The organism is Bradyrhizobium sp. LM2.9 (assembly GCF_054056555.1).
Window position 1 is genome coordinate 2,724,899 of record NZ_JBSRYJ010000002.1, and the last position, 14,335, is coordinate 2,739,233.

Annotated in this window: 16 protein-coding genes and 2 pseudogenes; 4 read left to right on the plus strand and 14 right to left on the minus strand. The window is 64.5% G+C overall.

Annotated elements, in window-relative coordinates; genetic code table 11:
• Positions 1-76: 76 nt before the first annotated feature.
• On the plus strand, positions 77-328 hold the full coding sequence (locus ACVWW3_RS14665; RefSeq protein WP_247341239.1) for a GCG_CRPN prefix-to-repeats domain-containing protein: 252 nt from the start codon (positions 77-79) through the stop codon (positions 326-328).
• 160 nt (positions 329-488) lie between these two features.
• Here ACVWW3_RS14665 and ACVWW3_RS14670 read toward each other — a convergent pair whose 3' ends face one another.
• Together ACVWW3_RS14670 and ACVWW3_RS14675 are read right to left on the minus strand one after the other, a co-directional pair.
• Positions 489-758 (minus strand): twin-arginine translocation signal domain-containing protein, encoded by a 270-nt coding sequence (locus ACVWW3_RS14670; protein WP_247445953.1) that lies wholly within the window; start codon positions 756-758, stop codon positions 489-491.
• Positions 759-899: 141 nt separating this feature from the next.
• Complete coding sequence (locus tag ACVWW3_RS14675) at positions 900-1,214, minus strand: hypothetical protein (protein ID WP_456649511.1); 315 nt, start codon at positions 1,212-1,214, stop codon at positions 900-902.
• Positions 1,215-1,339: 125 nt separating this feature from the next.
• Between ACVWW3_RS14675 and ACVWW3_RS14680 the strand changes: the two genes are divergently transcribed.
• Together ACVWW3_RS14680 and ACVWW3_RS14685 are read left to right on the plus strand one after the other, a co-directional pair.
• On the plus strand, positions 1,340-1,993 hold the full coding sequence (locus ACVWW3_RS14680; RefSeq protein WP_456649510.1) for a glutathione S-transferase family protein: 654 nt from the start codon (positions 1,340-1,342) through the stop codon (positions 1,991-1,993).
• A gap of 92 nt (positions 1,994-2,085) precedes the next feature.
• Positions 2,086-2,238: a hypothetical protein gene (locus ACVWW3_RS14685; RefSeq protein ID WP_247341228.1), complete on the plus strand. Its 153-nt coding sequence runs from the start codon at positions 2,086-2,088 to the stop codon at positions 2,236-2,238.
• A gap of 9 nt (positions 2,239-2,247) precedes the next feature.
• Here ACVWW3_RS14685 and ACVWW3_RS14690 read toward each other — a convergent pair whose 3' ends face one another.
• From ACVWW3_RS14690 to ACVWW3_RS14705, 4 genes and pseudogenes are all read right to left on the minus strand, one after another.
• A complete protein-coding gene (locus ACVWW3_RS14690) occupies positions 2,248-2,595 on the minus strand; it encodes a hypothetical protein (protein WP_456649509.1) in 348 nt (115 codons plus the stop codon).
• A 59-nt stretch (positions 2,596-2,654) separates the two neighbouring features.
• Positions 2,655-3,326 (minus strand): Fic family protein, encoded by a 672-nt coding sequence (locus tag ACVWW3_RS14695; protein ID WP_456649508.1) that lies wholly within the window; start codon positions 3,324-3,326, stop codon positions 2,655-2,657.
• Positions 3,323-3,535, minus strand: coding sequence for a hypothetical protein (locus tag ACVWW3_RS14700; RefSeq protein WP_247341278.1), 213 nt, complete (start codon positions 3,533-3,535; stop codon positions 3,323-3,325). Before ACVWW3_RS14700 ends, ACVWW3_RS14695 begins: the two co-directional genes overlap by 4 nt.
• Before the next feature lie 33 nt (positions 3,536-3,568).
• A pseudogene (locus ACVWW3_RS14705) lies at positions 3,569-5,103 on the minus strand (acyl-CoA carboxylase subunit beta).
• Positions 5,104-5,251: 148 nt separating this feature from the next.
• Here ACVWW3_RS14705 and ACVWW3_RS14710 point away from each other — a divergent pair.
• Positions 5,252-5,656, plus strand: a complete 405-nt coding sequence (locus ACVWW3_RS14710) for a DUF4260 domain-containing protein (protein ID WP_456649507.1) — start codon at positions 5,252-5,254, stop codon at positions 5,654-5,656.
• 23 nt (positions 5,657-5,679) lie between these two features.
• Here the strand turns inward: ACVWW3_RS14710 and ACVWW3_RS14715 are convergent, their stop codons facing one another.
• The 8 genes and pseudogenes from ACVWW3_RS14715 to ACVWW3_RS14750 all read right to left on the minus strand — a co-directional run bounded on the left by ACVWW3_RS14715 (position 5,680) and on the right by ACVWW3_RS14750 (position 14,134).
• On the minus strand, positions 5,680-6,336 hold the full coding sequence (locus ACVWW3_RS14715; protein WP_456649506.1) for a carboxymuconolactone decarboxylase family protein: 657 nt from the start codon (positions 6,334-6,336) through the stop codon (positions 5,680-5,682).
• 62 nt (positions 6,337-6,398) lie between these two features.
• The gene (gene blaOXA, locus ACVWW3_RS14720; RefSeq protein ID WP_456649505.1) at positions 6,399-7,214 is read right to left on the minus strand and encodes a class D beta-lactamase; all 816 of its coding nucleotides are present in this window, start codon (positions 7,212-7,214) and stop codon (positions 6,399-6,401) included.
• 148 nt (positions 7,215-7,362) lie between these two features.
• Positions 7,363-7,623 carry an EscU/YscU/HrcU family type III secretion system export apparatus switch protein gene (locus tag ACVWW3_RS14725; RefSeq protein WP_007603059.1) on the minus strand — a complete coding sequence of 87 codons (261 nt, stop codon included), beginning with the start codon at positions 7,621-7,623 and terminating at the stop codon, positions 7,363-7,365.
• On the minus strand, positions 7,620-9,224 hold the full coding sequence (fliK, locus tag ACVWW3_RS14730; RefSeq protein WP_456671995.1) for a flagellar hook-length control protein FliK: 1,605 nt from the start codon (positions 9,222-9,224) through the stop codon (positions 7,620-7,622). Before fliK ends, ACVWW3_RS14725 begins: the two co-directional genes overlap by 4 nt.
• A 58-nt stretch (positions 9,225-9,282) precedes the next feature.
• Positions 9,283-10,077 carry an ATP12 family chaperone protein gene (locus ACVWW3_RS14735; RefSeq protein WP_456649504.1) on the minus strand — a complete coding sequence of 265 codons (795 nt, stop codon included), beginning with the start codon at positions 10,075-10,077 and terminating at the stop codon, positions 9,283-9,285.
• A gap of 50 nt (positions 10,078-10,127) precedes the next feature.
• Entirely contained in the window at positions 10,128-11,342 is a 1,215-nt protein-coding gene (locus ACVWW3_RS14740) for an RluA family pseudouridine synthase (protein WP_456649503.1), read from the minus strand.
• Positions 11,343-11,398: 56 nt separating this feature from the next.
• Positions 11,399-12,731 (minus strand): annotated as a pseudogene (locus tag ACVWW3_RS14745) (replication-associated recombination protein A).
• A complete protein-coding gene (locus ACVWW3_RS14750; RefSeq protein ID WP_456671996.1) occupies positions 12,728-14,134 on the minus strand; it encodes a DegQ family serine endoprotease in 1,407 nt (468 codons plus the stop codon). The pseudogene ACVWW3_RS14745 and the gene ACVWW3_RS14750 overlap by 4 nt, the downstream one beginning before the upstream one ends.
• Between the last annotated feature and the right edge of the window lie 201 nt (positions 14,135-14,335).

A 14,335-nucleotide genomic window follows, 5' to 3' on the forward strand; every position in this document is an offset into this window, starting at 1 on the left:
TCCTAGAACCTGCCCCAATCCTGCCCGCCAAAGCCTGCCCTCCAAAGCCTGCCCCAAAGACGAGAAGGAAGATCAAATGAAATACCTGTTTGCCGCCGTGATGCTCGCCAGCGCGGTCGTTGGTTTCAGCGAGGCGGCCAGCGCCGCCGGCGGTTGCGGCCCCGGCTGGCATCGCGGCGCCTATGGCGGTTGCCGGCCGATGCGCGGTCCGGTCGTTGTCCGCCCCCGTCCGATCGTGGTTGCGCCGGCCCCTGTCGTGGTCGTGCCGCGCGCGCGCGTGTGCCCCTACGGCTTCCGCTGGTACGCCGGCCGCTGCCGCCCGCTCTGATCTCGTTTTTTTCGCATAGCGAAATGGCCGCGCGGCGAAAGCCCGCGGCCATTTTCTTTTTGAGACGTCTCCAAACAGTTGGTCCGCGTTCCTGCAAGCGGCTCCGAATCAAACGGGGGTCGCAACCGCGATCCCCGTCCCGATGTCGATCGACGAGCGGTTACCAATGGCGGCGATGCCAGCGCCGGCGGCGCCAGCCCCAGTGACGGCGATGCCAGTGGCCGTGGCCGCGCCAATGCACCTGTTCCGGTTTCAATTGCGCCGCTTCATCGCTGCTGGTGACTGCGGGATGAGCGTCCGGATTGCGCTGCGGCATGCCGGGATCACCGAGCGGGTGCGGCGCCAGCGGCGCGGCCTGTGCGGCGGTGGTGAACGCGGCGGCTCCGGCAGCGACACCGATTGCAAATTTCAAGAAGTTCCGGCGCTCCATGGCATGTCCTCTGGGCTATCGAGCAAGTGATGCAGAGGCAGTGTCGTGGTCACGACATGAACCAAAGCTGAATCCCGCATTCAGGTTAGTTGCGAAGTGAGAGGTTTCGTAGCCCCGACGCCGGGCTACAACGCCGGTGCGCTATTTCCCAAACTCCTGCGCCACCACCAGCGTTTCGCGCGTGCGCTTCACGTCGGGCCAATCGCGGTTGAAATCGGCGACCAGCTGCTTCAAGGCATCGCCCTTCAGCATCGCCGCGAGCCTGGCCTCGTCGTCGAACTGATACATCGCCTGATGCAGCGACGGATCGTCCAGGCTCCAGAACCGCCACGCCTTGCTCACACCGAACGCCTTCACCGCGTCGGGCAGATGTTCCGTCTCGTACCATCTGTCGAAGGCGGCGCGCTTGCCGGCATCGGTGACGGTGGCACGAACGACGAAGAAGGCTGACGGCATCAGGGTTCCTCCTGTTTGTGGGGTGAGATTAACCGGTTTACGGCGCCGACGACAAAAGAGTTGGCGACGCTGTCGGAACATACTCGCTTCATCCGTCCTATGCCCAGACAGCACGGAGACACCGCATGGCCGACCTCACCCTGACCACCTTCGATTGGGTTCCCGAGATGCCTCGCGGCTTCGTGCGGGACCTTCGCGTGCGCTGGGCCCTTGAAGAAGCTGCCTTGCCGTATCGCGTTGCGAGCGTGCCGTTCGGTGACCGCGACGCTGCGCATTTCGCGCACCAGCCCTTTGGGCAGGTGCCGTGGCTCACCGACGGCGACATCTCGATCTTCGAGAGCGGCGCTATCCTGCTCCATCTCGGCGAACGCAGCGCAAAGCTGATCCCGACTGATCCGCGCGGCCGCAGCGAAGCGATCGCGTGGGTGTTCGCCGCACTCAATTCGGTGGAGATGCCAAGCCTGCCGTGGTCGATGCTGAAGTTCATGGGCGATGCGGGCGATACGCCGGCGTGGAAATTCGTGGACGGCTTCCTCAAGCTCCGCCTCAAGCATCTTGAGCCCGTGCTGGCCGGCCGCGAATGGCTGGCGGCCTCCTTCTCCATCGCCGACATCCTGATGTCGGACGTGCTGCGCCCCGTCGATCGCTTCGACGGTTTGGCGGAACATCCGGCCTGCCGCGCCTACGTCACCCGCGCTACGGCGCGCCCCGCCTTCGTCAAGGCCCGCGCCGACCAGATGGCGCATTTCGCCGCGGCGGACGCCGTACGATCTGCGTGACGTGCCTCACATAACTAGCCCGGCATTGGCCATACGATCGCGACCATCGGAACGAAGCAAACGGCTTCAATTATCAGGGCGGAAGGTGACACATGGCCCGCATCGAATATCTCAAAGACCAGCTTGCCCGCGCCGAGCGCCTGGCAAAGGCGATCCTCGACCAACAAACCGCGCAACGCCTTCAGGCGCTCGCAGCCGAATGCCGCACGGAGTTGCAGGTGCTGACGCACAAGGCCGCGGCATAAGGCAGCTCGTTACACGAGCTTCATCGGCGTATCGGCGACCACGCGAAGGTCGAAGCTGCTGATCAAAGCTGAACGGCGCGCCTCCGCAGCACCGATGGCCTCGTCAGTCTGTCGCAGCGTACTGACGTTCGAGCCGAGCGAGACGATCCCACCGAGCACGAGAGCTACTGATCCCAGCGCGGCGGTCTGACCTGTCCCGAACAGACCGAGGATCGTGATCAGCAACAGTGCAGCCCCGCCGCCGATCGCGACCTTGGACGCCAGAATATACTTCCGGCATCGCTCGGCAATCTCGGCCAGCGCCGCGATCCGGTCTTCAAGGTCTGAAATCTCGTCGGTCGGATCGGTTTCGGTCATCGGATTTCAAAATTTGGGAAGCTCGATTGCGAATAAAGCCTAGCGGCGAAGTCCTTCGCTTAGCTAGGTAGCTTGCCCCCAACCGATTTATAGAATTCCGCAAGTTGGTTCGCTAACAGTGAGGCCAACAAATCTTCCATCTTCGAAACGTCGATCCGGCCTCCGCCGCGAAAGACCAAATCTGCTTCATCCAACGCGTCAAAATAGGGCTTTCGGTTGTCGATGATTTGATCTGGTATCGTTGGCGTGCCTGGCAGAACCGCACCAGCGCGAACCGAAAGCACAACATATGAGACAATTCGGGAGGTACGACCGTTCCCATCCGCGAACGGATGAATCCAGTTTAGCCGCCACATGACGTAAGCGGCGAGATGGATCGGCGTGCTAGCTTCCCAGTGATCATTGACGTAGTCGCACATGTCCTCAACGAGTTCGGGGACCAGATGTGCACCGACGGGCTCATGCTTACTTCCCTCGATGGCAACGCCACCGGGGCGATAGTTTCCAGCATAGGAGCTGATACCTGCTAAGGCTTCTCGCTGCAAACCGAGGATGAGTGAGGGGCGGAGCTTGAATGAGCCCCGCTCAAGGGCCGTATGGATCGCACCAATGGCTGCGTCGTATTGGCGGAACCCGTTCCGAGCTTCCGCAGCGGCCTTCTGCTGAGGATCTGTAATTAACTCAGGTTCGAGCGCACGGCTATCGCGCCGTTCACGCTCTTCGCTTGTCATTTCTTTTCCTTGGCCAATTTTTCGGCCTCACGGTCCACCATTTCGCGCGTAATAAGCGAATTCTCGAAATGGGTGTTGCCATATACGAAGCTGCGCCGCTGCTCCTCCCGGTGTTCGGGGGACGGATTGGCGGTCTTCGCAGCTTCGATTAGTTTCTTGAGAGCGTCAGTCATCGCACCAATATAGTCGAGTCCGTTCAGGGGCACCACGCGATTTTGTACAGAATAGCCGCTGTAAGTTCCTCACAACGGCAAATTGTCGTGCTTCTTCGCAGGCGTTTCCACCTTCTTGTCCTTCAGCATCGACAACGCCCTTGCAATCCGTTTTCGCGTCGAGTGCGGCATGATGACGTCGTCGATGTAGCCGCGCTCGGCGGCGATGAACGGCGACAGGAAGCGGTCTTCGTACTCCTTGGTGCGGGCCGCGATCTTGTCGGGGTCGCCGATGTCGGCGCGGAAGATGATCTCGACCGCACCCTTGGCGCCCATCACCGCGATCTGGGCGGTCGGCCATGCATAGTTCATGTCGGCGCCGATCTCCTTGGAGGCCATGACGTCGAAGGCGCCGCCATAGGCCTTGCGGGTGATGATGGTCACCAGCGGCACGGTGCACTGCGAGTAGGCGAACAGCAATTTCGCGCCGTGCTTGATCAGGCCGCCATATTCCTGCGCGGTGCCGGGCAGGAAGCCCGGCACGTCGACGAAGGTGACGATCGGAATGTTGAAGGCGTCGCAGAAGCGGACGAAGCGCGCGGCTTTGCGCGAAGCGTCGCTGTCGAGCACGCCGGCCAGCACCATCGGCTGATTGGCGACGAAGCCCACCGTGCGGCCGGCGATGCGGCCGAATCCGGTGACGATGTTCTTGGCGAAGGGCGTCCGCGATCTCGAAGAAGTCGCCTTCGTCCACGACCTTCAGGATCAGCTCCTTCATGTCGTAGGGCTTGTTCGGATTGTCCGGGATCAGCGTGTCCAGGGACATGTCGACGCGGCCGATGTCGTCGAAGCTCGGCCATTCCGGCACGCCGTCGGTGTTGTTGGACGGCAGGAAGTCGATCAGGCGCCGCATCTGCAGCAGCGTCTCGACGTCGTTCTCGAAGGCGCCGTCCGCGATCGAGGAGCGCGTGGCGTGCACCGAAGCGCCGCCGAGTTCTTCCGCGGTGACGACCTCGTTGGTGACGGTCTTCACCACGTCCGGGCCGGTGACGAACATGTAGCTGGTGTTCTTCACCATGAAGATGAAATCGGTCATGGCCGGCGAATAGACGTCGCCGCCGGCGCAGGGGCCCATGATCACGGAGATCTGCGGGATCACGCCCGAGGCGAGCACGTTGCGGCGGAACACGTAGGAATAACCGGCCAAGGCAGCTACGCCCCTCCTGGATGCGGGCGCCGCCCGCGTCATAGAGGCCGATGATCGGCGCCCGCGCCTTCATCGCCATGTCCTGAAGTTTTGTGATCTTCAGCGCGTGCGTTTCAGAGAGCGACCCGCCGAACACCGTAAAATCCTTGGCGAAGACGAACGTCTTGCGGCCGTTGACAGTGCCCCAGCCGGTGACAACGCCGTCGCCGGGCACCTTGTTCTTCTCCATGCCGAACTCGATGGAGCGGTGCTCGACGAACATGTCGAATTCCTCGAACGATCCCTTGTCGAGCAAGAGCTCGATGCGCTCGCGCGCGGTCAGCTTGCCGCGGGCGTGCTGCGCCTCGATGCGCTTCTCCCCGCCGCCGAGCTTTGCGCCGGCGCGACGGTCTTCGAGGGCGTCCAGGATATTCTTCATTTGCTCCCGCCAGTTCTTAGCCTAAATGCGATTGCCGGGGTTCTAACACGGCATTTTACAGGCCGGGAAGCCGCTTTCGGCGCCGCAGAGCTGCCTTGCCGCAGCGCGAAAGCGCAAGGAATTACAAAGTTTTGCCTGGGAGGCGAGCATGACCGAAGGAACGGCTGAGACGGGCGCGGCGACGGGCGGCGTCAACATCGTGCTGCGGCTGGAGGGCCTGACCTTGTTTGTGGGGATGGTGATGCTCTACTGGACCTGGGACGGCTCTTGGGCAGTCTTTGCCCTGCTCTTCCTGGTCCCCGATCTGAGTTTTCTCGCCTATCTTGCCGACGCCAAATTCGGCGCGCTGGTCTACAACGCCGCCCACAGCTACATGGCGCCGGTCGCGCTGATGACGCTTGGCTTCGGCCTCGCCTCGCCGCTCACCCTGTCCATCGCCTTGATCTGGCTCGCCCATATCGGCCTCGACCGGACGCTCGGCTATGGCCTGAAATATGCGGCCGGGTTCGGCTTCACCCATCTCGGCCGGATCGGCCGGCAGAAGGACGCCTGACCCACTCCGCGCAATGACGAGCTCTACGGCTCACCCGCCTTGAACGGCTCCTGCTTGTCCGGCGGCACCGTCTCTTCCGCCATCGCCAGCAGCATGGCGACCATCACATAGTTGCCTGCGAGCGCGGTGAGGTCGACGATCTGCTGATCGTTGAAGACCTTCCTAGCGCGCGCATAGGTTTCGTCGCCGACCTTCTTGGTCGTGGTGAGTTCGGTGACGAAGTCGTAGACGACGGTCTCGTCCTCGGCCATCTTCGACGGCCGCTTGTTGGCCTTCAGCTCCGCGATAATGTCGGCCGACAGACCCGCCTTGGCCGCGAGCGGCGCATGGGCGTACCACTCGACCTGCGAGCGCCACTGCCGCCCGATGATCAAGATCGCAAACTCGTTGAGCTTGGTCGGGACCGAGGTTTCCCAGCGCAGATAATAGAACAGATCGAACAGGCGCTGGCCGAGCACGGGACTGCGGATCATCGGATTGTACGGACCGCCGATGCCGACGCTCGACACCTTCATGATCTGCTCGCCGAGCGGCTTCTGCTTGGCGTCGAGCTGGTCCATCGTGAGCTGCGGAAAGCGCGGCTCCTTGCTGGTGGCGGGCGCTGCAAACATCGTGGCGGCGAGCCAGCCACCTGTGGCGGCAAGCGTGAGCGACGACAGCCAGAGTGGCGTTGAATTCATTTTGTCCTCCCGGTTTTTCTTGACCCGGGGGATGCTAATCGAGCGGCGCCAGCGTGGTAGCGCTAGACCGCGCCGATCTCGGCAAGGCAGGCTTGCGTCAGCGGCATGCGCTCGCCGACCAGACGCGGCTCCTTGCAGTCCATGTTGAGCGCGAACACGGTGTGCGCTGCACCCTTCTCGGCCCAGCCCACCATCCAGCCAAGCGACGGCTCGCCGCGCTCGGCGCCGAGAAGTCCTGACTTGGCGCGTATGACGCTATCCCCGACTTTGGTCACCGGCAGGATGTCAGCGACGAGATCCTGGCTGCGCTTGGAAATCGGCAGCGCGCGGCGGCGCAGCCGGTCGACGAAATCGACCTGCTCGACCGGATCGATGCGCAAGGCGCCGGTGAGCCAGAACTGGTCGATGCCGCCGCCGATGTCGCGATTGCCGTAGTCGAACAGATCGACATACTTTTGCATGCGCTCTTGCCCGATCCGGCGCGCGATCTCCTGATAGACCGGCACCGCGCTCACCGCGATCGCGCTGCGCAGCGTGTGATCCTTGTTCCAGGCCTCGATCGGACGCTTCACGCCATCCCAGGGAAATACGTCCTTGTCGGGATCGGCGACGACGCCAGTTTCGAGCGCAATCAGCGAATTCGGAATCTTGAAGGTCGAAGCCGGCAGCTTCGCTTCGCCCGAACGCTCCTTGTCGCTCGCAACGATCAGATAGTCCTCGACCTTGTAACCGACGAACGTCCCGTCCGTGCCGAGGTCGGTGAAGCGCTTTGCGAGGCTGTCACGGATCTCGTTGCGTGGCGGCGCGACATGGGCGAATGCACGCGATGGCAAAGCGGCAGCGGCGAGAAGGCCGAGGGTGGAACGGCGGGTGAGCACTGGCGGTGTCCGTTACGCGATGAAGATGGCCGCGACCATGCGGTCGCTATCGTGGTGAAACGATAACAGGTTATTTCTTGAGCATGATCTCTTCGGAAAACCGCTGCACACTTTGCGCTAACGCGGCCCTTCGGGTCCGGATCATGCTCTACCGCCTGCCCGACAGCCGCAGCACGAATACCAGCACTTCGGCGACGGCCTTGTAGAGATCGGGCGGGATCTCCTCGCCGAGTTCGACCTTGGACAGCGCGCCGGCCAAGATCTCGTTCTCCTCGATCGGTATGTCGTTGGCCTTGGCGATCTCGACGATCTTTTCGCCGATCGTGCCCTTGCCCTTGGCGACGACGACCGGCGCGTTGCTGCCCTTCTCGTAATGTAGCGCAATCGCAAGCTTCGACGGGTCGCTCATGTGGCGCGATCCAGGAAGTGGCCGGCGCGGGCCGGTGCGGGCTGTGGCGGGGTGCCTTCGCGGACCAGGATGTCGCCGGGCTTGAGCTCGGCCCTGGTCAGGGCCTGGTTGAGCTCGCCGATTCCTGCGCGGAGCTGCTGCGCCGTCGCCGGCCGCTCCGCCCATATCCGCACGAAGGTCTTGTCGCCGTTGAGCGTAATCAGAGCATGCACGGGACCGGCCGGCTCGACATTGAGCGTGAAGCGCGCGCGCCATGCGCGCTTGGCGGGATCGGCGGATTCATTGCCGCCGTCGCGCGAGATTTCGAACTGCGCCATTGCGGTGCCCTGCGGCGTTGCGAAGGGAACCTCGAAATTCCACTGCGGCACGCTCGGATCGATCCTGTGACCGCTGGCGTCAATGCGATCAGGGAGCGAAGCAACCTGGAGCAAGGTCTGGCGCGCGATCGCGGCATCGGTGTCGTCGAGCAGCCGATGCACGGTCGCAGCGAGCGGCGTATCCGGTGCGAGTGATGGCGAGGCAATAGATTGCGGCGACGGCAACGCGCCGCGAACCGGCGGCGGCGTCGCGCGCGAGGCGGCTTCGAGAACATGTCCGTCAGGCACGGCCTTGTTTGAGCCCGGCACGTTGCCGGTCATGCGCGGCAGGCTCTGCGTGATCTCCTGCAGGAGGCTCGCGGCCAGGCCTGCGGTCATGGTTCGTGGCATCGCGGCCTGTGGAGAGTTGCCGGCGATGTCGGCCAGTATGGTAGCCGCGAGATTGGCGTTGCGCGGCGGTTGGGCGACGTCGGATCCGGTTGACGGCAATGCGGTCGGCGCGGCCTCACCTGCTGCCGGAGCCGGAGCGACAGCGGCCTCCGGTGTCCCCGGGGTGCCAGCAAGAGTCGCGGCACCCTGTGGGGTCGCGGTATCGAGCGTCGTCAGCGTCTGTCGCAGCACCAGCAATGCCGCCTTCAGGTCGGGCATCGTGCCAGAGGACGGCGTCGCGCCGGAGGCCAGCGAGGCCTCGAGGAACAGGCCGGACTTCTGGAAGGCGGATTCGATGTCGCCGCCATCGAGCCCGGTGTCGAGCGGCGTCTGCTGCGCCAGCACGCCCAGCACCGCCTGCTTCAGCCCTCCCGGCAGATCGCTGCCCGTGACGACCGCTGCCAGATTGGCGAACAGCGGCGCCTGACTGCCCTGCTTGGTAACGGCCTCGGCCGAGGCCGTTGTGACGGCGACCTGTTCGGACGAGCTCAGGGTATTGCGGGCCGCGCCCGCCGACGGCACCAGCGACGGGCTGTCCACCAGCGAGGCCGCAGCCGGCGTCAGCGTGACCTGATCGGCCGCCGCCTCGCCTGCCCCGCCCATAATGGCGAGCCGGATGGTGCCGTCGTTCTGCGACACCGCGAGCTGGAGATTTTGTCCGGGCGATAGCGCCACCTCGGACATCACATCCATCGAGAGGTTGGCGATCGCGATCCGCACCAGATTGGCGGCGAGCACGCTGACGACTTTTGCGTCCACTACGCTGCCGGCCTGCAGCACAAGATCAGGCGTCGCCGCATCAGCAACAGGGCTGGCAGCACTGACGGGAACAATCGAGCTTATCGGAGTCGGCATCGCGAGGGGCCCGGGGGAACGCTCGCCCCACCCTAAGGCCGCCCTCGTAAACCTCTCGTTAAGGACCTTCGGCCGCGGACGGGTTCACCGCGGCCAAAACCGCCACGGCAGCCTCGAAATCCCGCAGGCGGGCGACCCGGCGGCCCGCCGCCTCCTCGTCCGCGCCCCATTTCTCGGCGTTCCAGTCCTCGTCGACATGAGCGGCCGCCCAGACCTGGCCGGCATCGCGGACGCCGTGGGTCAGCGCCAGCGCCAGCAGCGCCGAGCCGGTCAGGGTCGTCACCACATGGAGCGCCGCGACCGACCAGGCATCCCGCGGCAGCGCAGCGCGCGCGGCCTGGACCGCCTCATCCGGCTGCTTCACATGCATGATGCCCTCGGACAGGATGAAATGCGCGCCCAACGCCTCCGCGGCCCAGAACAGCACGGGGTCCCAATGCGCGGCCTCGCGGGCAACCAGCCCCTCCGGATCGCCAGCGCGATAGAACAGCAGATCAGTCTGAAGGTATTTCGCGAGATCGTCGCTGACGAGATCGACGCGATCCACGACGCCCTCGACCACGCTGTTGGCGATCCGGGTCAGCGGCATGGTCATGGGATTGATCGTCTCGCCCTGAGCCGCCCATTCCGCGGCGACCGCATCGGCCAGCGCGCGCGACGGGATCACGACCTGGCGGCCGGACGGCGTACGGATCGGCTTGCCGTCAAGCGTGATGGCGAAGCCGCCTTCGGCATCAGCAACGCCGGCGTCCTTGTAGAAGCGCTTGCGCTGCGGCGCGCGCGCGGCATGCCGGACCGCCTCCTGCGGATCAAGCGGCGGGCGCCCCGCAGCTTCATCGAACAATTCGCGCATCTCGTTTTCGGCCCATGCCCAGTCACCAGCCCTTCTGCCGCCCCGTACGACTACTCTTCCGGCGCGTTCTCGATCGGATCAAATCTGGTTGCATCGAGCCCGAGCAAATTCCACGACTGCTGCATGTGCTGCGGCAATGGCGCGGTGGCGTCGATCACGCCGCCGCGCGGATGCGGAATGACGATACGGCGCGCCAGCAGATGCAGCCGGTTTTGCAGGCCGCCCGGCAGTTGCCAGTTCTCGATGTTGAAATATTTGGGATCGCCGACGATGGGGTGGCCGATATGTTCCATGTGGGCGCGCAGCTGGTGGGTGCGCCCCGTCACCGGCTTCAGCGACACCCAGGTCAGCTTGTTGCCGGCAGTCTCGACCACCGCATAGTATGTCACCGCGTGGCTTGCGCCCTCGTCGCCATGCTGGGCGATGCGCATGATGGTGTCGTCCTCGCTTTCTTCCTTCGCAAGGAAGGTAGAGATGCGGCCCTGCTTCGGCTTCGGCAGGCCCGGCACCAGCGCCCAATAGGTCTTTCGCGCCGACCGCGAACGAAATGCGCCGGTCAGATGCGAGGCGGCAAAGCGCGTCTTCGCGACCAGGAGGCAGCCCGACGTCTCCCTGTCGATGCGGTGCACGAGGCGCGGCTTCTGGCCCTTGGAATCGCGCATCACCTCGAGCATCTGGTCGATGTGCCGCGTCATGCCCGAGCCGCCCTGCACGGCGAGGCCGGCCGGCTTGTTCAGGACGAGAACGTCGTCGTCCTCGTAGATCGTCATTTCCTTCAACGCAGCAAGGGTCTTTTGCGCTGCCTCCGACTGCGAATTGGGCGCCTTCGGCGTGTCGAGCTTCAGCGGCGGAATGCGGACGCTCTGGCCCTCCTCCAGCCGGTCCTTGCTGTCGACACGCTTGCCGTCGACCCGCAGCTCACCTTTGCGGACGACGCGTTGGATGTGGGAGAACGACAGGCCGGGAAAGCGCGCTTCGAGGAAACGATCGACGCGCATGTTGTTCTCGTCGGCCGTAACCTTGACGGTCTCCACCTTGGTTGGCAGCAGCGCCTCGACCGGCTTTGGCGGCGCAGCCTGTTCCAGCGCAGGCTCCGACACACGCCGCTCAATGCGCTCGGCTGCAAAGCGCGGTGGCTTCGCGCCGGGCTTGCCGCCCGGCCGCGGCCCAGCTGTCTTCGCGCTGCGCGCCTTGAACGGGCGTGTTTCCTTGCGCTCATCGCGCGAACGGGGCTTTGGATCGGTTCTTTTGATGCGGCGGCTCATGGTGCCTGCCTAGCCCAAAAGTGCCCTTTCGTCACGACGAAATGGCGCTTCTGGCCTCAGCCACCCCGCTCCTTCCGCAACTTGGCCCAATAATCCAGCCGCTTGCGGATCTCGCGTTCAAAACCGCGCTCGGGCGGGTCGTAGAAGGTCTGGCGGCCCAGGGCTTCCGGAAAGTAGTCCTGGCCGGAGAACGCGTCCGGGGTGTCGTGGTCGTATTCGTAAGATGCGCCGTAGCCTTCCGATTTCATCAGCTTGGTCGGGGAATTCAGGATGTGTTTCGGCGGAAGCAGCGAGCCGGCCTGCTTTGCGACCTGCATCGCCGTGCCAAAGGCGGTGTAGACGGCGTTCGATTTCGGGCGCGGTGGCGAGATAGACCACGGCCTGCGCGATCGCGAGCTCGCCCTCGGGATGGCCGAGGAAGTCGAAGGCGTCCTTGGCCGCATTAGCAATGACGAGCGCCTGCGGATCGGCAAGGCCGATGTCCTCCACCGCCATGCGCACGACGCGCCGGGCCAGGAACAGCGGGTCCTCGCCGGCATCGAGCATGCGCGCGAGATAATACAGCGCGGCATCGGGATCGGAACCCCGTACCGACTTATGCAGCGCCGAGATCAAATTGTAATGGCCATCGGCCGACTTGTCGTAGATGGGCGCGCGACGCTGCAAAATCTCCTGCAATTGCGCGGCGTCGAAAATCTCGTCCTTGCGCGCGGCGCGCCAGACTTCCTCGACGAGCGTCAGCGACGCACGGCCGTCGCCATCGGCCATGCGCACCAGCACCGCGCGCGCTTCCTCGTCGAGCGGGAGCTTGCGCCCCTCGACCTCCTCGGCATGCGCGAACAGTTTTTCGATCGCTGCGGCGTCAAGCGAGCGGAACACCAGCACGCGCGCCCGGGACAGAAGCGCCGCGTTGAGCTCGAAGGACGGATTTTCGGTGGTGGCGCCGACCATCACCACCGTGCCGTCTTCCATGACGGGCAGAAACGAATCCTGCTGGGCGCGGTTGAAACGATGCACCTCGTCGACGAACAGCAGCGTGCCCTTGCCCATCTCGCGGCGGGCACGCGCGGCCTCAAAGGCTTTCTTCAAATCGGCGACGCCGGAGAACACCGCGGAGATCTGCTCGAAATGCAGATCGGTAGCGTCCGCGAGCAGCCGCGCTACCGTGGTCTTGCCGGTGCCGGGCGGGCCCCAGAATACCAGCGACCCCAGCGTGCGCGTCTCCAGCATGCGCGTCAGCGCGCCGTCGGGACCCAGGATGTGATCCTGGCCGACGACCTCCGAGAGCGCGCGCGGCCGCAGCCGATCCGGCAGCGGATGCGGAGCCTCGTGATCGAGCCCCGCCGCGGCAAAGAGAGTTGGCGTCTCCTGTGGTCGCTTCGGACTCATCCGCCCAGCGTGACGTTGATTTGCTGCCCGCCCCGCACCAGCGTGATGCGCCAGATGCGCTGGCGCTCGGCCGCGGCCTTTTCGAGGTCGCTGGTCTTGATGATCTTCTGGTTGTTGACCGCCAGGATCACGTCGCCCTTCTGGAAGCCGACATTCGCGGCCGCGCTGTCGCCGCCGAGATCGGTGACCACGACGCCTTCGGTGTCGGCGTCCAGATGCAGCTCGTCGGCGAGCGCCGGGGTGATGGTCGAGACCTTCGCGCCCTGGAGAGGCGAGCGCGCGGTGATGACGAGCTCGTTGCGGCCGGTATCGGGCGCGGCGTCCAGCGCGACCGTCAGCCTGACCGGCTTGCCGCCGCGCTGCACGTCGATCTGCGCCGTGCCGCCGAGCGGCCGTGTGGCGAAGCGATAGTCGAAGGCGTTGGGATCATCCACGGTCTGGCCGTCGATGGAGACGATCAGGTCGGAGGATTTTAGCCCGGCCTTGGCCGCCGGTCCGTTCGGAACAACGCTTGCGACCAGCGCGCCGGTGGGCGAACGCAGGCCGAGGCTTTCGGCGATCTCGGGCGTCACCGCCTGCAATTTCGCGCCAAGCCACGGCCGCTTCACCGCCTTGCCGCCGCCCTTGGCGGAAGCGACGACGACGCGCACCATGTTGGCGGGGATCGCGAAGCCGATCCCCTGCGAGCCGCCGGAGCGCGAATAGATCGCGGTGTTGATGCCTGCGAGCCTGCCGTTCATGTCGACCAACGCGCCGCCGGAATTGCCGGGATTGATCGCCGCGTCGGTCTGGATGAAGAACTGGTAGTCGGTGATACCGACCTGCGTACGCGCCAGCGCCGAGATGATGCCGTGAGTCACAGTCTGGCCGACGCCAAAGGGATTGCCGATGGCCATCACGACGTCGCCTACCATCAGCTCGTCCGAGTTGGTGAATTCGAGAGCCGGAAACTTCTCTTTGGTGTCCTTGAGACGCAACACCGCGAGATCGCTGCGAGAGTCCTTCAGCACGATCTCGGCCTCGAACTCACGCTTGTCCGACAGCGACACCTTGACCTGGTCGGCGCCTTCGATGACATGGACGTTGGTGACGACGAGCCCGGACGCATCGACGATCACGCCCGAACCAAGTGAGCGCTGCACCTGCTCCTGCTGCTGGCCGGGCGCGCCGAAGAAGCGGCGGAAAATCGGATCGTCGAGCAGCGGGTTGCGGTTCTGCACCACCTTGGCGGCATAGACGTTGACGACCGCCGGCTGCACCCGCTGCACGATCGGCGCATAGGACAGCCGCAGTTCGGCGGGCGAGGACGGGACGCGGCGGTCCTGCGCGGCGGCCGGATTGAAGTTGGCCGAAAAGGCTATGCACAGTGCCGTGACGACGGCGGCCCAGGTCGATCGAAACATTCCTACCTCTCGGAAAAGACGCCGGAATATAGGCGCGTTCGCCCGCCAATAGAAGGGTGCCCGGCGGCATATTCAGCCCCCTTTTGGTGTGTCCGGCCTGCAAGCCCTGCGTGCGAAATAGCAATTTGCCGGGGCTGTGGATTGGCATGATGCGCGTCATCTTGCATGGTGGTGCAAGGCGGATTCGGTTGCGGCGAATTT